Raw genomic sequence first — 19398 nt, forward strand, 5'->3', positions numbered from 1 at the left:
CCGTGGCACGTTTCAGCCCGGCAGGGCCCCGCGCAGCGGAGGCCGTTCACTCACTCCGGGAGAAGCGCCTCAATATGGCCACGCGCCACGACATCCGCAACGTCGCCATCGTCGCCCACGTCGACCATGGCAAGACCACCCTGGTCGATGCCATGCTCAAGCAGGCCGGTGCCTTCGCCGCGCACGCCGCCGAGTCGCTCGACGACCGCATGATGGACAGCAACGACCTGGAGCGTGAGAAGGGCATCACGATCCTGGCCAAGAACACGGCCGTCAAGTACCACCCGAAGGATGGCGGCGACGTCATCACGATCAACATCATCGACACCCCCGGCCACGCCGACTTCGGCGGCGAGGTCGAGCGCGGTCTGTCGATGGTCGACGCGGTCGTGCTGCTCGTCGACGCCTCCGAGGGCCCGCTGCCCCAGACCCGCTTCGTGCTGCGCAAGGCGCTCCAGCAGCGTCTGCCGGTCATCCTGTGCATCAACAAGACCGACCGCCCGGACTCCAGGATCGACGAGGTCGTCAACGAGACCTACGACCTCTTCCTGGACCTGGAGGCGGACGAGGAGCAGATCGAGTTCCCCATCGTCTACGCGTGTGCACGTGACGGTGTGGCCTCGCTGACCAAGCCGGAGGACGGCACCGTCCCGGCCGACAGCAACAGCCTGGAGCCGTTCTTCTCGACGATCCTGTCGCACGTCCCGGCCCCCCAGTACGACGAGGAGGCTCCCCTCCAGGCGCACGTCACCAACCTGGACGCGGACAACTTCCTCGGCCGTATCGCGCTGCTCCGCGTCGAGCAGGGCGAGCTGCGCAAGGGCCAGACCGTCACGTGGATCAAGCGCGACGGCACGATGTCCAACGTCCGCATCACCGAGCTGCTGATGACCGAGGCGCTGACCCGCAAGCCGGCCGAGATGGCGGGCCCCGGTGACATCTGCGCGGTCGCCGGTATCCCGGACATCATGATCGGTGAGACCCTCGCCGACCCCGAGAACCCGGTCGCGCTGCCGCTCATCACGGTCGACGAGCCGGCGATCTCCATGACCATCGGTACGAACACCTCGCCGCTGGTCGGGCGTGGCGGCACCGGCAAGGGCGCTTCCGCGAAGGCCGCCGTCAAGGACCGCAAGGTCACCGCGCGTCAGGTCAAGGACCGCCTGGACCGCGAGCTGATCGGTAACGTCTCGCTGCGGGTCCTGGACACCGAGCGCCCCGACGCCTGGGAGGTGCAGGGCCGCGGTGAGCTGGCGCTGGCCATCCTGGTCGAGCAGATGCGCCGCGAGGGCTTCGAGCTGACCATCGGCAAGCCGCAGGTCGTCACCCAGGTCATCGACGGCAAGGTGCACGAGCCGGTCGAGCGCATGACGATCGACGTACCCGAGGAGCACATGGGCGCGGTCACGCAGCTCATGGGCGTCCGCAAGGGCCGTATGGACAACATGTCCAACCACGGTTCGGGCTGGGTGCGTCTGGAGTTCGTCGTGCCGTCGCGTGGCCTCATCGGCTTCCGTACGGAGTTCCTGACCGGCACGCGCGGCACCGGCATCGCGCACTCCATCCACGAGGGCCACGAGCCGTGGTTCGGCGTGCTGACGACCCGTAACAACGGCTCGCTGGTCGCCGACCGCGCCGGTGCCGTCACCGCCTTCGCGATGACGAACCTCCAGGAACGCGGCGTGCTGTTCACCGACCCCGGCACCGAGGTGTACGAGGGCATGATCGTCGGCGAGAACTCGCGCTCGGACGACATGGACGTGAACATCACGAAGGAGAAGAAGCTCACCAACATGCGGTCGGCCGCGGCCGACTCGTTCGAGGCGATCGTCCCGCCGCGCAAGCTCTCCCTGGAGCAGTCCCTGGAGTTCTGCCGCGACGACGAGTGCGTCGAGGTCACCCCGGAGTCGGTCCGCATCCGCAAGGTGAACCTGGACGCCCGCGAGCGCGCCCGCTCCGCGAGCCGCGCCAAGCACGGCTGACGGCCCCTCGGGGCTTCTGAACGCCCGGTTCTCCGCACCATCGTGGGGAGCCGGGCCTTCGGTGTACCCGCACGCCGAAACCGTGTCAGTTCGGGCAACGGTGTAGTGGAAGCGGCGGCGTTCGCATATCGGGCATCGGCCAATCAAGTTTCGGACACGTAAACGAAATTATCGTCAATCATGTCCGTTTCGCCGGAATCCCGTCTCACCTGTCAAGCGCGCGCAGGTGTCAATCTTTGCAATTTTTGCTCAAAATATGGACGGTAGGGAGATCCCTATGTCTTCCGCCCTTGACGCGCGTTGACCCACTTGGTGAAAGTTCCCTGAAACCACAGAACCTGCCGGTATCTGTGCTGCGCTCAACTCTCCATCCCCCGGGGGAAGAACAAAGATGACCAGTCCAACCAAGGCCGAGGGCTCCGGGCCGTCGGCGGCCTTGGACCCCGAGCTCGCGTCGAACGCCGAGCCGGTCGAGGCGGAGAAGCTCGAAGGCCGCTCCCCCGGGCAGTTGATGTGGCATCGCTTCAAGCGAGACCGTACCGGAGTCATCTCCGCGTGCGTCGTGATTTTTTTCTTCGCGATCGCCGCACTGGCCCCGGTCATCTCGGCCCTGTACGGCAAGGACCCGTACACGCTGTACGCGCAGGAGCCCGACTACCCCTTCCTGCTCGACGACTTCGCCATGCCCACCGGCTCCTTCGGGGGAATGTCCGGTGACTTCTGGTTCGGAGTCGAGCCCAAGCTCGGGCGCGACGTGTTCACGATGCTGCTGTACGGCATGCGGACGTCGCTCTACATGGCCGTGCTGGTCACGCTGTTCAGCGTTCTGACGGGCGTCGTCATCGGCATGGTCAGCGGCTACTTCGGCGGCAAGGTCGACTACTGGCTGGGCCGGGTCACCGACTTCTTCCTGGCCTTCCCGCAGCAGCTGTTCTTCATCGCCTTCATGCCCGTGGTCACGGCACTGTTCGTCTCCCCGACGGACGAGACCCCGGTCTATCTGCGTGCCGTCGCGATCATCCTCGTGATGTGGTTCCTCGGCTGGATGGGCATGGCCCGCCTGGTGCGCAGCTCCGTACTCTCCCTGCGGGAGCGGGAGTTCGTCGAGGCGGCCAAGGTCTCGGGAGCCTCTCCGACGCGCATCGTGCGCAAGGAGATCCTGCCGAACATCGTCACGCCGATCCTCGTGCAGGGCACCTACATGCTGCCCAGCTCGATCCTCTCCATCGCCTTCCTCTCGTACGTCGGTGTGGGCTTCGTCGAGCCGACGCCGGACTGGGGCCGGATGTTCGCCATCGGCTCCGAGATCTACGAGCAGGACCCGATGTTCATGTTCTTCCCGGGCGTGGCGATGGTGGTCTTCGTGCTCGCCTTCAATCTTCTCGGCGACTCCGTCCGGGACGCTTTCGACCCCAAGACCGGACGCTAACCGTCCATTGGTGGTGGGGGGACTGCCACCCCCGTTCCGGGTGACCGGACCGTCAGGCAGTACTCGTGGACAACTATCGACAGGTAGGTGCATCGGCATCATGAAGCCCATCAGAACGCGCACCGTGCGCGCTATAGCCGTCGCCATCACAGCGGGGTCGCTGGCGCTGACCGGCTGCTCCAGTGACAGCGGCAAGGACAACTCCAAGGACAACTCCAAGTCCAAGGACGACGCCGCCGCACAGTCGAAGCCTGTCGCCTACGGTGATGCCCAGGCGTCGAACGGCCCGGCCGAAGCGGTGGCGGGGGCCAAGACCGGCGGCACCATCAACGTCTACCAGCAGTCCGACCTGACCCACATGGACCCGGGCCAGATCTACGTCAGCGACGCGGGCCAGTTCGCCAACCTGGTCCACCGCGGTCTGACGAACTTCCAGGAGGACGACAAGGGCAACCTGACGGTCGTCGGTGACGTCGCCACCGACTCCGGCAAGTCGTCCGACGGCGGCAAGACCTGGACGTACACCCTCAAGGACGGCATCAAGGACGAGGACGGCAACGCCATCACGTCCGCCGACGTCCGCCACACCATCGAGCGGCAGTACGCCAAGTTCATCTTCGACGGCCCGACCTACGTCCAGAACTGGCTCTCCGGCCCCGAGTACCGCAAGGCGCTGCCGGACGGCCCGTACAAGGGCAAGCACCTGCCGGACTCCGTCCTTGAGACCCCGGACGCCAAGACCGTCGTCTTCCACTTCAAGACGGCCCAGCCGGACCTCCCGCAGGCCCTCGCCATGGCCGGCTACGCCATCGTGCCCGAGAAGCAGGACACGAAGGAGAAGTACGACAAGGCCCCGGCCTCCCTCGGCCCGTACAAGGTCGCCGAGTACAAGGCCGGCAAGTCGGTGACGCTGGTCAAGAACACCCAGTGGGACCCGAAGACGGACTCGGTGCGCCACCAGTACGTCGACGGCTACAACTTCAGCAACACCATCGACCAGGCCAGCCAGACCAAGCGCCTGCTCGCCGACCAGGGCGAGGCCAAGAACGCCATCCAGTTCACGGACGCGGTGGACCCGGCCCAGCTGTCCACGGTCATCGGCAACGCGGCGGCGAAGAAGCGCACCATCCAGGGCTACCAGCCCTACGTGTGGCAGCTCTCCTTCAACCTCGACAGCGCCAAGATGAAGGACAAGAAGGTCCGCGACGCGATCACCTACGCGATCCCGAACCAGTCCATGGTCCAGGCGGACGGCGGCCGCTACGGCGGTGAGGTGGCCGGCGGTCTGATGGCGCCGACCCTGCCGGGCTTCGACCCGACGTACGACCCGTTCGGCAAGCTGAAGAAGCCCAACGGTGACCCGGCGAAGGCCAAGGCGCTGCTGGAGGAGGCGGGGGTCAAGGAGGGCACCAAGCTCAGCTACGCCTACTCCAACACCCCGCGTGGCCAGGCCCAGATGGTCATCATCAAGGACGCGCTGAACAAGCTCGGCTTCGACGTCCAGGCCAAGGAGATCGACCGCGCGACCTTCTACGAGCAGGTCGGCAAGCTGAAGAACCCGTACGACCTCTACATGACCGGCTGGGGCCAGGACTGGCCGAACGCGTCCACGGTCATCACGCCGGTCTACGACGGCACGCAGGTCGCCGACGGTTCGCCGAACTACTCGCACATCGACGACAAGCAGGTCAACGCCCTCATCCAGAAGGCCATGACACAGCAGCCCGAGCAGGCCGCCAAGACCTGGGAAGAGGCTCACCACCGCATCGTGGAGGAGATCAACCCCGGTGCCCCGGTGTACTACTCGAAGCAGATCCAGCTCTACGGGTCGAACATCGGCGGTGCCCGGTACAGCGTGGAGTCGAGCTACATCGACATCAACGACCTGTACCTGAAGAAGCCGTAATCCCTCAGCTCGGCTGATCCGTGGGGGTGTGCGCCAGGCGGAGCACACCCCCACGGACGGTATCCCCCTCCTGCCGCCGCGTTTCGAAGAGAGCACCCACCCGCCATGCTTCAGTTCCTCATCCGCAGGCTGAGCGGCGCCGTTGTGATCATGTTCCTGATCGGCGCCTTCACGTTCTTCCTGTTCTATACGATCCCCCAGGACTTCGCGCAGCTGTCCTGTGGCAAGAACTGTTCCCCCGAGAACATCGCGGTCATCCGCGAGAACCTCGGCCTCGACAAGCCCATCACCACCCAGTTCTGGGAATTCATGATGGGCATCGTGTCCGGCCGGGACTTCCCGCAGGGACACTGCTCCGCCCCGTGCCTGGGCGTCTCGTTCAGCAGCGGCGACTTCGTCTGGGACTCCATCATGGACCGCTTCCCGCTGACGCTCTCGCTGACCGTCGGCGGCCTGGTGATCTTCCTGCTCTTCGGCCTCGGTACGGGTCTGATGGCCGCCTGGAAGCGCGGTACCGCCCTCGACAAGGTGGTCAGCGGCTCGTCGATGGTGCTCAGCTCGTTCCAGATCTACTTCCTGGGCCCGATCGTCCTCAGCATCCTCGTCTACAACACCGGCTGGCTGGACTTCCCCAAGTACGTCTCGTTCACGGAGAACCCGGCCGAGTGGTTCATGGGCATGTTGATCCCCTGGGCCGTGATGGCCACGATCTTCACCGCCCAGTACACGCGTATGGCACGCTCGACCATGATCGAGCAGCTGCAGGAGGAGCACGTCCGCACCGCCCGCGCCAAGGGCATGCGACAGCGGTACGTCTTCTTCCGCTACGCGTGGCGCGGTTCACTCATCCCCATCGTCACGATCATCGGCATGGACCTCAGCGCGCTCCTCTCGGGCGCGGTGGTCACGGAGTTCACCTTCGACCTCGCCGGTATCGGGCGTCTCGCGGTCAACGGCTCGCTGACCAAGGACCTTCCGCTGACGATGGGCGTCATGCTGTTCGGGGCCTTCTTCATCCTGATCCTGAACATCATCGTGGACCTCGCCTACGCCTACATCGACCCGCGCGTGCGCCTCGCCTAGGAGAAATACCGTGACCACACTGACCAAGACCGAAGGCGCGAAGGCCCCGAGCGGGCCGGAGTCCTTCCTCTCGGTCCGCGACCTGCGGGTGCGGTTCTCCACCGAGGACGGCATTGTGAAGGCGGTCGACGGGCTCTCCTTCGACGTCGAACGAGGCAAGACGCTCGGCATCGTGGGCGAGTCGGGCTCCGGCAAGTCCGTCACCAACCTGACCGTCCTCGGCCTGCACAACCCGAAGACCTCCACCGTCGAGGGCGAGATCGTCCTGGACGGCAAGGAGCTGGTCACGGCGACCGAGAAGGAGATGGAGAAGCTTCGCGGCAACAAGGTCGCGATGATCTTCCAGGACCCGCTGACCGCGCTCTCGCCGTACTACACGGTGGGCCGGCAGATCGCGGAACCGTTCATGAAGCACACCGGAGCCTCCAAGAAGGAGGCGAAGGTGCGGGCCATCGAGATGCTCGACAAGGTCGGCATCCCGCAGCCCGCCACGCGCTTCAACGACTATCCGCACCAGTTCTCGGGCGGTATGCGCCAGCGCGCGATGATCGCCATGGCGCTGATCTGCGACCCCGACCTGCTGATCGCGGACGAGCCGACCACGGCCCTGGACGTTACCGTCCAGGCGCAGATCCTCGATCTGCTCAAGGACCTCCAGCAGGAGTTCGGCTCGGCGATCATCTTCATCACCCACGACCTCGGCGTCATCTCCAAGATGGCCGACGACCTGCTGGTGATGTACTCGGGGCGGGCCGTGGAACGCGGCACCGTCCGCGAGGTGCTGCGCAACCCCCAGCACCCCTACACCTGGGGCCTGCTGAGCTCCATGCCGCGACTCGGCGGTGACACCGCGCAGGCGCTCACGCCGATCCCCGGCTCCCCGCCCAGCCTGCTGAACCCGCCGTCGGGCTGCCCCTTCCACCCGCGCTGCGGCTTCACCGCCGAGGTCGGCGGAACCCGCTGCACCGACGAGCGGCCGCAGCTGCCCGAGGGCCGGGGCTCCGCCTGTCACCTCGACGCGGCGCAGAAGTCGACCTTTTTCATCGAGCAGATCAAACCCCGGCTGGGCTAGGGAGAACGAGACATGAGCGACAAACTCACCCTGCCGAAGCCGCAGGGCCCCATCGACGGAGCCGGCGAACCGCTGCTCTCCGTCGAGGGCCTGACCAAGCACTTCCCGATCTACGGCGGATTCCCGATCAAGCGTAAGGTTGGAGCCGTGCAGGCCGTGGACGGGGTCGACCTGACCGTCGGCGTCGGCGAGAGCGTCGGCCTGGTCGGCGAGTCCGGCTGCGGCAAGTCGACGACGGGCCGACTGATCACCCGCCTCCTGGAACCGACCGCCGGAAAGATCACGTACGCGGGCCAGGACATCACGCACGCCTCGCGCAAGCAGATCGCGCCCGTACGGTCCGAGATCCAGATGATCTTCCAGGACCCGTACTCCTCGCTGAACCCGCGGCAGACCGTCGGCACGATCATCAAGTCGCCGATGGAGGTCAACGGGATCAACCCGAAGGGCGGCCGGGAGACGCGCGTACGGGAACTTCTGGAACTGGTCGGTCTCAACCCCGAGCACTACAACCGCTTCCCGCACGAGTTCTCCGGTGGTCAGCGCCAGCGCATCGGTGTGGCCCGCGCGCTGGCTTTGAACCCGAAGCTGATCGTGGCCGACGAGCCGGTGTCGGCGCTGGACGTGTCGATCCAGGCGCAGGTCGTCAACCTGCTGCAGAAGGTTCAGGAAGAGATGGGCATCGCCTTCCTCTTCATCGCCCACGACCTGGCGATCGTGCGGCACTTCTCACAGCGGCTCGCGGTGATGTACCTCGGCAAGGTGGTGGAGGTCGGGGACCGGGACTCCATCTACAACCGGCCGCGGCATCCTTACACGCATGCTCTGCTGTCGGCGGTTCCGGAGGTCACGCTCGACGACGAGGTCGAGGACCGGGAGCGGATCCGGCTCTCCGGGGACGTGCCCTCGCCGATTCATCCGCCGAGTGGTTGCCGGTTCCGTACGCGTTGTTGGAAGGCTCAGGACAAGTGCGCCACGGAGGAGCCTCCGCTGGTGCAGATATCCGGCAATCGTGCGGGGCATCTGACTGCCTGTCACTTTCCGGAGGACCCTACGACTGAGGCCCGCGACGAGGACATCGTCCTGGACCCGGCGTTGGCGGCGCTGGAGAAGGACGCGGAGGACTCCAAGTAGGGCGGTGCCCGGAGCAGGGCGCGGGGCTGGTTTCGGGACTGGCGGGAGCGTGGGGCTCCCGCCCGGTCCCCGGAAGGCGGTGAGCGTGGGGACGTACGCCCGCGCTCTGCGAGCCGACAGCCCGGCCCTCGCGAGTTAATCGTTCGACATCCCTCCGGCCGTCGGTGATGGTCCCCTGCGATGAATCGAACCGACACGCCACCTGCCTGGGACGAGCGCACGCACCTGGCCACCTTCCTCGACTACGTACGGGACACCGCGCGCCAAGCGCGAGGGTGTGACGCCGCAGGACGCGCGCAAGGCACCGCTTCCGGGGTCTCCGCTGATGATGCTGTGCGGGCTGATCAGCCATCTGCGGCGGGTGCGGATCGCCGTCGACATCCCGCTGCCCCAACTCCTTGCCGAGTACGAGGAACAGAGCGGCCGCCACTGCCGCCTGCTGGCGGACCACGACCTGAACACAGCGGCCAGGCGCCCCGTCAGGGACGGCCGGTACGTCGACCTCCGCTGGGTGGTCCTCCACTTCATCGAGGAGAGCTCCCGCCACAACGGCCACCTCGACGTCCGTGAACTGGTCGACGGGCGAACCGGCACCTAGCGACGGCGTGCGCTCCGGGCGAGGACATGCGTTCCAGCGTTGACTCGCGACAAGGCCCCTGGAGGAGCCAGTTGAACCAGTTGAACCCCGCCATCCGCTGCATCACCTTCGACTGCACCGGAGACCCTTACGAACTCGGGCTGTTCTGGAGCGAGTTGCTCGAGCGGCCGCTGGCCGACGGCGACAAGCCCCGCGACCTGGAGGCGATGCTCAAGGATCCCGACGGCGGTCCGGCGCTGCTCTTCGTCCGGGTCCCGGAGGGCAAGACGGCAAGAACCGTATCCACTTCGCCCTGTGGCTCCAGGGGCGCACCCGGGAGGCGGAGGTCGAGCGGGCCGTCGCGCTCGGGGCACGGCTGACAACGGACCGGACGCGACCCGACGGGCGAGGCTGGGTGGCGCTGGCCGACCCTGAGGGCAATGAATTCTGCGTGGAACGCGGAGAAGGGGACTGACGCGAGCGTGAGGCCCGATTCTTTCCATGTGGCTGACCGCAAGGCCGCCCGAACGGATCGAGATCGGACTCCGCGTAATTCGGGGCAATCCAAGAACTTCATGGTTCCAGTTCCCCCTGGAACACCATGACGAGCAGTGTGATTTCGCGCGGTCCGGGACGGTCGGCGGGACAGCTTTTACTGGCGATTCGGCACTCCTCCCGAATGTGGCGTATGACCGGAAAGCCAGGTGATTTCGGGCTCTGGCGAGGGTCTTGGTACTGGGAACGATCACATTGCTCGGCATGCGTCCCTCGATTAACGTCTGTGCATGTCCTCCTCCCGGTCTCACTTCCGCTTGCTGGGCCCCCTGGAAGCCGAAGTGGACAGCCGCGCTGTCCGCCTCACGGGGCGTCAGCGTGCCCTGTGCGCCGTATTACTCCTCAACGCCAACCACGTTGTGTCCGTTGACCGAGTGATCCATTACGTCTGGAACGAGCACCTGCCCCAGGCAGCGGCGGCGCGGGTCCGCGCTCTTGTCGCCGAAGTACGACGCGCCTTCGGCCCGGCAGGCGCACACCTGCTGAGAACGCAGTCCCCGGGCTATCTGATGTCCGCCACCGCTGACGAGCTGGATCTTCTCGAGTTCGAGACTCAGATCAAGGACGGTTCGGCCGCTGCGGCACGCGGAGATTGGGAGAGGGCTTGCGCGTGCCATGAGCGCGCCCTCACCCTGTGGCGCGGAGATCCGCTGCCGGATCTGTCCGCAGCGGCAGAGCGAGAGCACCTGAGAGAGCTTCATCTCACCGCGCTCGAGGGCAGGGCTGAGGCGGAGATCGTCCTGGGGCGGCACCGCGGCGCCGTAGCCGAACTCGTGCAGCTGACAGCAGCTCACCCTCTTCGTGAACACCCACATGCCTTGCTCATGCAAGCTCTTCAACTGGACGGTCGCACCTCCGAAGCGCTTCAGGTCTACGCGCGTCTGCGCGACCGCACCATCGAAGAACTGGGCATAGAGCCTTCGGCCGAAACCAACGTCATTCATCAGCGGCTGCTGGCCGGTGAGACCGCAGTGCACAGGCCGACCCGATCGGCAATTCGGACCAAACAGCCCCGGACTCCACGGCAACTGCCCCCCGCCACTGGCCGCTTCGTTGGACGGGAGGAGGAGCTCGGTGTTCTGGACGACTGCCGTCGCAACGCCGCACCGATCGCATTGATCGTGGGACCGGCAGGAGTTGGCAAGACGGCACTCGGACTCCAATGGGCGCACCGTACGGCGGACGCGTTTCCGGACGGACAGCTCTTTCTTGACATGCGGGGTTTCGACGACGCCGACCCCATGACGCCGCAGGAGGCAGTTCCACTGTTGCTGCAGGGACTGGGATGCGGGCCACGTGACATACCGGTTGGCCTTGACGCCCAGACGGCTCTGTACCGCACACTCCTGGCAGACCGTCGCGCACTCGTCTTCCTTGACGACGTGGCTGATCCGTCCTACGCCCGTCAGCTGCTTCCCGGTACTGGGGGAGCGTTGACTCTGGTCACCAGCCGCGCCAAGTTGAGCGGGTTGGTCACTCTGGACGGGGCGTACAGACTGACCTGTGGTGTGCTCAAGAGCAGCGAAGCCCTGGAACTCATCAGTGAGGCAGCCGGCCGTGAGGTTGTGGCCGCTGACCCGGCCGCCGCGGCGCGCCTCGCAGAGCTGTGCGACCACCTGCCCCTGGCACTGTGTGTCGCAGGTTCCTGGCTCGGAGACCGGCGCCCGGACAGCATACGCAGCTATGTAAGCGAACTCGCCGACCGTGGCCGCTTGGCCCGGCTGCACGTAGAGGGCGAGGACAACGTCGCCGTGCGGGCGGCCCTGGATCTGTCATACGGCACTCTGCCCGCGGATGCGGGGCGCGCCTTCCGCAGTCTGGGCCTGACGCCCGGCACGGGGCGCTCGACCAGCGCCGCTGCCGCTTGTGCGAACTTGGACGTCGCGCGAATGGGAGACCTGTTGCGTGTCGCGGCACGCGTGCACCTCCTCCAGGAGGTCGAGGGCGGCCGGTTCACCTGGCACGATTTGGTCCATGAGTACGCTGGCCAGCGAGCGTTGGCCGAAGACGGTCCGCCGGAGCGGCACGCCGCAATTGAGCGACTGCTCCATCACTATCTCGGTGGTATCGGGAACGTTGCAAAGACGTGTGGCCTCTACGTCTCACAACACCGCATCGAGGCAGTCGAAGGAGCAGCGCCCAGAGAGTTCAGCAACAGTGAGGATGCCTACGCCTGGTTCGACTCTGAATGGGACGACATAGCCGCCGCGGTCAGCCACGCAGCCGAGCGTGGACCCTTGCACTACGCGTGGCGACTCGTGGATGCGCTGCAGGACCTCTTGCACCATCGCCGTCCGATGTCCGAGTGGATACGCCTGGCTGAACTGGTCCGGAGCGCCGCCGAAGGCGGAGGTGACGAGATCGGACAGGCGACCATGTCCCTCTCGCTCGGGCATGCCCGATGGCGATTGGGGGATCTGACGGGTGCCCTGGGCGAATACGAAAGCGCGCAGAACCTTGCGCGCAGTTCCGGATGGCAGCACGGCGAGGCTGCGAGCCTCCAAGGCATAGGGGTTACCGTCAAGATGCTCGGGGCCCCGGAGCGTGCGTTGCCTCACTATCGACGCTCGATCGCCATTTACCGCGAACTCGGCAACTCCCGCGGCGAAGCCGTGATCCTGATCAACATGGCATCTGCCGCCCATGTCCTGGGGAGACTCGCAGAGGCGGAGAGCGCCTTGCTGTCGGCCCTACCGCTGGTTTCCTCCGCTGGGCAACCCCTGAAGCACTTGCATGCCATGGCACTGGTGAACCTCGGCCTGGTCCTGCAGAAACAGGCGAAGCTGAAGGAAGCGATGGCGGCTTTGAGGGAGTCGTTCGGGATCTCCCAGGATTCCGGTTCCGCCTATGCCGAGGCCGTGACTCTGGAGGCTCTGGGACGAGTCCATCGTGACGCGGGACGAGACGAGCGGGCGGTCCTTGCGTATGAGGATGCCCTGACCGTTGCCAGACGCGCGGAGAACCGCAACTGCCAGGTCGACTCGTTGGTGGGGCTCGCTTCAGTCGAGTTGAGTCGGAATCACGTCGACGAAGCGATCCGTCATCTCACCGCTGCTCGCGAGATCCTCGATGAAACTGGTCACAGCGCGGGACTTGTGGAGATGCTGTTGGCGCAGGCGGCCGTGGATCATGCCCTGGGAGATACGGACGCCGCGCTTGGCCATCTCGACCAGGGTGCGCAACTGGCGGCGGCGAGCAGCCCGTTGACGCTTCCACGCATTCACGTGCTGTCCGCGGTGATCCTCATGGGCGCCGGCGAGTTCGCGAAGGCATTCGAGGCGGCGAGTGACGCCATCGACTGCGCGGACTCTTCCGGCCAGCAGCTGTTGCAGGCCCGTGCCTTGATGGTCCTGGCGGCCATCCACGAGGCCAGGGGTGAGATACCTGCCGCACAGGCCAGAAAGCGCGAAGCCAGGACTCTGTTCGCCGATATCGGCACGCCTGAACACCACCAAGCGGCCATTCCGTCGAGTCCGTCAGCCAAGAGGCCTCGTGGCGAGTACGGGTCACGGGCGCGAAACCGGCGACTGCCGAATGACGCCGAGTCTCGGCTTGCGCTGTACCTGGCCGAGCACTTCACCGTGTGACGGCGCTCCACGCCGTTGTGTCCCGCAGGCACGGGTCCCTGCGCAACATCTGATCATGCAAGTCACGTAGCTCCTGACCAGGCTCGTCGCCAGTGACATCGACCAGCGTCGAGCGGATGAGGCGGAACTGACGCAGAGCCTCGCCTTGCCGTCCGCTCCGGTACAAGGCGAGCATGAGCAGCGCGGCAACCTTTTCGTCCCATGGATGTGCTGCGGCCAACTGATGCAGAGCGGGGACGTACTCTTCGTGGCGTCCTGAGCGGAGCCCCAGTTCGGCGCTTCTCCCCAGCGCGTCCCGGCGCTCGTGCCGGAGTGTGGCACGCACCGAGTCCGCCCAGGGCGTCTTGATCTCGGAGAAGGGCTCGCCTCGCCACAGGGACAGGGCCTCGCCGTAGAGTTTCAGCGCGGTCTCGTCCTCTCCTCGGCGTCCGGCATCCTTGGCCTGCTGAGCGAGCATGCGAAAACGTGAGAGATCCACAGCTGCTTCGTCGACCACGAGGATGTATCCGCCACGTCGCCGGGTCAGTTCGACGTCGCCGGCATTCCCCAAACACCGCAGAGCCTTTCTCAGGCGAGCGGCAACGTTGTAGAGGGCCTGCTGAGGGTGCTGCGCAGTGTCGCGTTCCCAGACTCGCTCGATCACCTGCTCGTCCGCAACGAAGTCGTTCGGCGCCCACGACAGTCCGGCGAGAAGGCGTCTGGCCCCGTCAGGAAGCGAGATCCTGCTGCCCGCGGACTTCCGTACTTCCACGCAACCAAGGACTTGCACCTTCATGCTGACACCTGCATTTCACGAGACGGCTGTCGACAGAGTGCATCTCGTCCGCACGGATGGCGCATGGATCCCGCACGTCAATTGGTGTCGGAAATGGATACCTTCGACGATGAGGGTGACGACCATCACGGTATGCCGGTGCCAACGCTGCAGACAGATCCGGGACAGATCACGGGCAGAAGGCGAACAGACCTGTCTCGGAGACTGGAAACGTGAAGCAAGCGCTGAAGGTCGTCCCTAAACTGTGCCGTAGCTGCTGCTCAAGAGCGAGTTGACCTCCTCGTGCCTGGTCTGCTGACGGCGGCTGAGCCATCTTGGATAGCAGCGCTCACCGGGTTGGGCCCGCACGGTTTCGGCGGGCTGGTGGCCGCATTGCGGCGTGAGGGCGTCGACCAGGTACGGCGGGGACGCCCGTGGAGCCTGTCGCTGGAGAACCGGGTACTTTTGGTGGCGGCGTACTGGCGGACGGACCTGACACTACGTCAGCTCGCTGCGCTCTTCGGTGTTTCAAAGTCCGCCGCGGACCGCATCATCGACCACCTCGGTCCGTCGCTCGCGCTCCGGCCGAGCAAACGGTTCCGCAAGCAGACGATGTTGATCGTGGACGGCACCTGGGTGCCCACGGAGGACCACGGGCAGTCAGAGAATTACGGGCACGCCACCCTTCACCATGTTGTCATCGACGCCGATACGCGGCTCGTCGTCGCCCTTGGGCGGCCTGTGCCTGGTTAACGACGACGATCGCGAGGCATCGGCGTCATGGCCGCTGTTGGCAAGGCCCTGGTGATCAGCGACGTCGGTTGGAGTCCTCCACCTGATCACCCCGCATTGCTGAGAGCGCGGCCAGGCTGAGTTTCTCGCGCCTCCACCCGGCCCGGCGGTGTATGCGCCCCAAGAGGCCCTAACAGAAGCTGCTGGTCATGTGATTTTCGGCTGGGGTGGTCGTTGGTTTGGCTGCGGGGAGACATCAGTCGCGGCCGTGGATCGTGTCGGATGAACTGTCGTCGCTCGTTGAGCCGTTGCTGCCGGAGCCGAAGGTGGTGGAGGGCCGGCCACGGGTGCCGGACCGGCAGGCGCTGTGCGGGATCCTGTTCATGCTGCGCACCGGCATCCAGTGGGAGTACCTGCCGCAGGAGCTGGGCTTCGGCATGGGCATGACCTGCTTGCGGCGCCTGGACGCGTGGAACGAGCCGGGGTCTGGGACGAACTGCACCTGGTGCCGCTGAAGAAGCTGGACTGGTCGTGGGCGGTGATCGACTCCTCCCACGTGCGGGCCGCTCGGCGGGGCCCAAAAGCGGGCCCAGCCCGGTCGGCCGCGCACGACCGGGCAGCAAGCACCATGTCCTCACCGACGGCCAGGGCACCGGCGGCAACCGCAACGACGTCATCCGACTCCTGCCTCTGCTCGACAGGATCCCCGCCGTGGCCGATGTCGATGGCCGGCCAGACACCCACCCGACGCGCTCCTCGCCGACCGCGGCTACGACCACGACAAGTACAGGCGCCTTCCGTGGCAGCGCAGCATCCGCCCGGTGATCGCTGAACGAGGCACGGAAAACGGCTCCGGCCTCGGCATCTTCCGTTACGTGGTCGAGCGCACGGTCGCCTGGTTGCAAAGCTTCCGCCGCCTGCGGACCCGCTGGGAACGACGCGACGACATCCACGAAGCCTTCCTCGGCCTCGCCACCTGCCTCATCACCCACCGCCACGTCCAACGCCTTTGTTAGGACCTTCAAGTGGTGCCGGGGGCCGGGTAGCCGTGTCAGCGCTGATTTCGTCACCCGGCACGGACGAGGTTGAGCGGGCAGGCAATGTCGAGCAGAGCGAGATGAATCCTCTCGTTCTTGAGGCTGCAGTTGCCAAGAATCCTTAGGACGGCGTACGCCCTGACTCAGGGCTCCGGGAGCGCACGGCCTGAGTAGGCGGGCGCTTCCCCGCGCGAGGAGTTCCCTGGCGTGGGAGGTACGGAGGTCTGGGCGGGAGCTGCGCACGCATGCAGGAGGCTGTGCATGCGCAGCACTTCCACGGGGCACTGGTCCATCTCTCTGAGCCCTGACAGCTGCGAGGATGTCCTTCCGGCGGGGAACGGTACAGGGTGCGCCGTCGCGCCTCGTGGGCCGCACTGTGACGACCTTGCGCTCGCTGCGGGCTGCGAAGGATCCAGGACCGAGCTCGCCTCGTCGAGGGCTGACTGCCGTCCGCCGGTCTCAGCGCGCGTCACGATGGGATCCGACCATCGGACACCGCGAGTCCAACCTGAGTGAAGTATGACATCCGCCAACTCGGCATCGACCCTTGCGGAACGAGTCTCCTATTCCTGACATAACGCGGGCATCATTTCGCCAAAGCGGCGAGGACTCAAAGCAGCGAGCCGTGCTGTGCACGACGGTCCGACGCTGGTGACCACAAACGTCGCTGTCCCGTAAATCTCCGGGTCACAGCGTACGGGCTTCCGGATGCCGGGTAGCGGCAGCCGCGAAGGATTTTGTGTTCGTCGGCCGAATGATGGCGTGCTCGACTGGGTGGTGCTCTGTGCCGGTGTCGTTCACATTCTTTCTGCAGCGGACGTCCGGACGGTGCCGCGTACGGCAACACATCTCCGGTGTTCCCGCCGGTGCCCACGCCGAGAACCGTCGCCCCATGGCCCTGCGCTGCGGGACCGGAGTCCTGTCAAGCGTTCGCAAAGCGGGATGCCCGGGAGTGGACAGAGCGCGGCCATCACCTGGCAGGTGTCCGCAGCGACGATGACCTGCACGTTCGCCGAGAACCGGTGACGAGGCAAGATCGCGGACACCCTAATCGCACCCTGGCCCTAGCTCCTCGACACGTTTCGGTTGCACCAAGATCACTTCACGTAATACCGGCTGCTTTTCGGGACAACCCTGATTGCTATCTCGGCGTCGTGAACCATTGAGAAAGTGCAGAGCAAGAGCGAGATTTCGGCCATTCGTGCGGGGTCGGGAGCTGATCAAGCCCTTGTGGAATTCGCGAATGGCAAGTTAGTTTCCTCTCGTCGCAACCGAGAGGGCCTCATCCGATTAAGAGGTCCGTAGTGAGCGGGATAGGAGGAAACAAAATGGAGCGCGAAGAGATCATCGAGGTTCAGGACTGGGACTCTGTGTTCGAGTCCGCGGAGACTGGCCTGGTGGCGCCGGCCAACAACAACGTCGCCGTTGCCGTCCAGTACGACTGGCCGGAGTAATCCGCCACTCGATCGGGTGTATCACCTGCTGCCATGGGCGGCGGGTGATACACCCGATCACCTACATCGAAAGCGGTTCACTCCAAGGTTGAGGACCAGATGCAATTCTCCATACGGCAGTTGGACGACGGGGCCTGCCTCGTAAGCGTCTCCGACGGTTCAAGGAAACTGGTTTCTACTTCGCCCCGAGACGCTGCAATAAAAATCACCGAGCGTGGCCTCCAGCATTTCGGGGTCGGATCACCTCAGGAGCTCTCGGGGAATGTTCGTGTGGATGATCCTCAAGGCGAGCTTTCCCAGCATCTGGAAACCTGCGTTCAGTGGACGGGTCAAGAAGAACTGACTGTCTCTGTCATCTACGACTGGGATCGAGAACAGCTCGCCGACATGATGGAGCGTTCTGGATGGCACATTCCTGTTGTGCTTGATACCAGTAGGGTGCATATTGGCCCATGTCGAATCGGAGACCTGGATACCGCCACGATTCAGGATTACCTTGATCGACTGGTTGCGGCCGCGCCCGATCGGAGGAAGTGGGTACGAGAGACAGCGCAGCCAGCTGTCACCTCGGCTTACGATCAAAATGATCTCGCATGGGTTGCCCGGCACGTGGCAGAAGTTGCTTTCAGGCTTTCCAGCGGGAAGGCCGACCGGACCGTGCTGGACCGCGTACGTGTCCTGCGCTTCCGGGACCGTTCGGTTCACGAGCATGTTGTACTTCGGAATCCGCAGCGTGGCAGCAGTGGAATTCGGCACCAGGAGGGCGATCTGGTCGATGCGCAAACTGGAATTGTCGTTTCAACCGACAGTATTCCAGCTTTGGTTCCGCTCCCCGTCGGCATGATACTGACTCAAAGCCGGGCGTCCGATATGGGGCGTATTCTGCCGTGGGCCAACAATCTCATCAATGGTGGATGCACGTGGGATGACGAGGCCGGCGCGCATGCCATCGCAATAGCCGAAGGGATCGAGCGGTACTGCGGCAACTACATAGGCAGAACTGCTATACGCACGACTTGCTACGAGGACCTCATCGCACAGGGGGAGTCGGCGCTCGATCCAAACCTGCTTGAGTTCTTCTCGGACGAGCAACACGGCGAACCAGGCTTCCCTTTCCTTCCCTTTACACGGACGACACAGACCAGCTGGGTGCAAGGATTCAAGCTTGGCTCGAGAGAGCCGAGTTGGCTTCCCGCCTCCCTTGTCTACGTGAATTGGAACATAAGTGACTCGTACGCCGAACCACCGCTCCATCCAGCGTTCTACCCGGGAATCGCCTCTGGTAGATCTGCTGATCAGGCCATCGCGAACGCGCTTGAGGAAATCGTGGAACGCGACTCCATGATGGCTTGGTGGCTCTCTGGGGCAAAGCTGCCGCGAACCTCTATTCCGTTGGCAGAGGAGTGGCGTTTTGCTGCGCTGCCCGACACCCTTTCAACCGACATCGTAATGATCGAAAACCAATTCGATCTGCCGGTTGCGATGGCATGTGTCCGGGACAGTCAGCGGAAAACTACCGCGATGGGGTTCGCCTGCCGGAACACTCCCGAACGGGCGATCATGAAGAGCTTCCTGGAGGCCTTTGGTCTGCTGCACGCGCTGGAAGACATGCAAGACCCCGACGGATCGTTCTGGGGACTGATGCGGCGGTACCCGGACATGCAAACGGTGGTACCTCATCGTGCCGACAGACGGTATCTGGAAAGCTTGGGGAGCAACTACCGCAGGATAGGCGAGCTGTGGCCGCAATTGCAGGCATACCTGGATCCACGGACCTTCAAATGGGATGTTCCATGGACGCCGGACGATCCGAAGCAGCTCGGATCCGAGTCACCGCGCGGGGCACGTGACTATCGGCGCTATCTGGACCTGTTGCGGCGTGAAGGGTTCGAGGCCTATGCCGTGGAGCTCACCACTCCTGATGTGGCGGTGTGTGGTTACTCCGTATACCGCGTGATCGTTCCGGGGATGATTCCGAACTTCCCGACAGCATTCCCTCCGCTCGGCAGTGGACGCTTCAGGAGGGTGGCCGAAAGCCTTGGATGGCCCTGCACGACTTCAACGGTCCGTGAGGAGCCCATGGCTTATGCGTAGGA

General features: G+C 64.9%; 11 protein-coding genes and 4 pseudogenes. 14 read left to right on the plus strand and 1 reads right to left on the minus strand.

Annotated elements, in window-relative coordinates:
- Nucleotides 1–74: 74 nt before the first annotated feature.
- The 10 genes and pseudogenes from typA (at nt 75) to ACIBEI_RS12795 (ending at nt 13325) form a co-directional block, all read left to right on the plus strand.
- On the plus strand, nt 75–1982 hold the full coding sequence (gene typA / locus ACIBEI_RS12750; RefSeq protein ID WP_398887960.1) for a translational GTPase TypA: 1908 nt from the start codon (nt 75–77) through the stop codon (nt 1980–1982).
- A 391-nt stretch (nt 1983–2373) separates the two neighbouring features.
- Nucleotides 2374–3411, plus strand: coding sequence for an ABC transporter permease (locus tag ACIBEI_RS12755; RefSeq protein ID WP_398887963.1), 1038 nt, complete (start codon nt 2374–2376; stop codon nt 3409–3411).
- Between the two features lie 100 nt (nt 3412–3511).
- On the plus strand, nt 3512–5317 hold the full coding sequence (locus ACIBEI_RS12760) for an ABC transporter substrate-binding protein (RefSeq protein WP_398887965.1): 1806 nt from the start codon (nt 3512–3514) through the stop codon (nt 5315–5317).
- A gap of 105 nt (nt 5318–5422) precedes the next feature.
- On the plus strand, nt 5423–6400 hold the full coding sequence (locus ACIBEI_RS12765; RefSeq protein ID WP_398887967.1) for an ABC transporter permease: 978 nt from the start codon (nt 5423–5425) through the stop codon (nt 6398–6400).
- Nucleotides 6401–6410: 10 nt separating this feature from the next.
- Nucleotides 6411–7472, plus strand: a complete 1062-nt coding sequence (locus ACIBEI_RS12770; RefSeq protein ID WP_189837450.1) for an ABC transporter ATP-binding protein — start codon at nt 6411–6413, stop codon at nt 7470–7472.
- Between the two features lie 12 nt (nt 7473–7484).
- The gene (locus ACIBEI_RS12775) at nt 7485–8606 is read left to right on the plus strand and encodes an ABC transporter ATP-binding protein (protein ID WP_398887970.1); all 1122 of its coding nucleotides are present in this window, start codon (nt 7485–7487) and stop codon (nt 8604–8606) included.
- A gap of 180 nt (nt 8607–8786) precedes the next feature.
- Nucleotides 8787–9204 (plus strand): annotated as a pseudogene (locus ACIBEI_RS12780) (DUF664 domain-containing protein).
- Between the two features lie 26 nt (nt 9205–9230).
- Nucleotides 9231–9341 (plus strand): annotated as a pseudogene (locus ACIBEI_RS12785) (hypothetical protein); the annotation flags it as partial.
- Nucleotides 9342–9349: 8 nt separating this feature from the next.
- Entirely contained in the window at nt 9350–9658 is a 309-nt protein-coding gene (locus ACIBEI_RS12790; protein ID WP_398888324.1) for a VOC family protein, read from the plus strand.
- Between the two features lie 310 nt (nt 9659–9968).
- Entirely contained in the window at nt 9969–13325 is a 3357-nt protein-coding gene (locus tag ACIBEI_RS12795) for a BTAD domain-containing putative transcriptional regulator (RefSeq protein ID WP_398887972.1), read from the plus strand.
- Here the strand turns inward: ACIBEI_RS12795 and ACIBEI_RS12800 are convergent.
- The gene (locus tag ACIBEI_RS12800) at nt 13315–14100 is read right to left on the minus strand and encodes a BTAD domain-containing putative transcriptional regulator (protein WP_398887974.1); all 786 of its coding nucleotides are present in this window, start codon (nt 14098–14100) and stop codon (nt 13315–13317) included. The genes ACIBEI_RS12795 and ACIBEI_RS12800 overlap by 11 nt on opposite strands.
- A 282-nt stretch (nt 14101–14382) precedes the next feature.
- Between ACIBEI_RS12800 and ACIBEI_RS12805 the strand changes: the two are divergent.
- The 4 genes and pseudogenes from ACIBEI_RS12805 to ACIBEI_RS12820 all read left to right on the plus strand — a co-directional run.
- A pseudogene (locus ACIBEI_RS12805) lies at nt 14383–14904 on the plus strand (transposase family protein); the annotation flags it as partial.
- A 179-nt stretch (nt 14905–15083) separates the two neighbouring features.
- A pseudogene (locus ACIBEI_RS12810) lies at nt 15084–15827 on the plus strand (IS5 family transposase).
- A gap of 1349 nt (nt 15828–17176) precedes the next feature.
- A complete protein-coding gene (locus ACIBEI_RS12815; protein WP_360766132.1) occupies nt 17177–17302 on the plus strand; it encodes a hypothetical protein in 126 nt (41 codons plus the stop codon).
- A gap of 99 nt (nt 17303–17401) precedes the next feature.
- The gene (locus ACIBEI_RS12820) at nt 17402–19396 is read left to right on the plus strand and encodes a YcaO-like family protein (RefSeq protein ID WP_398887977.1); all 1995 of its coding nucleotides are present in this window, start codon (nt 17402–17404) and stop codon (nt 19394–19396) included.
- Nucleotides 19397–19398 lie beyond the last annotated feature (2 nt).

The organism is Streptomyces sp. NPDC050988 (assembly GCF_044456225.1).
Taxonomy (GTDB): domain Bacteria; phylum Actinomycetota; class Actinomycetes; order Streptomycetales; family Streptomycetaceae; genus Streptomyces.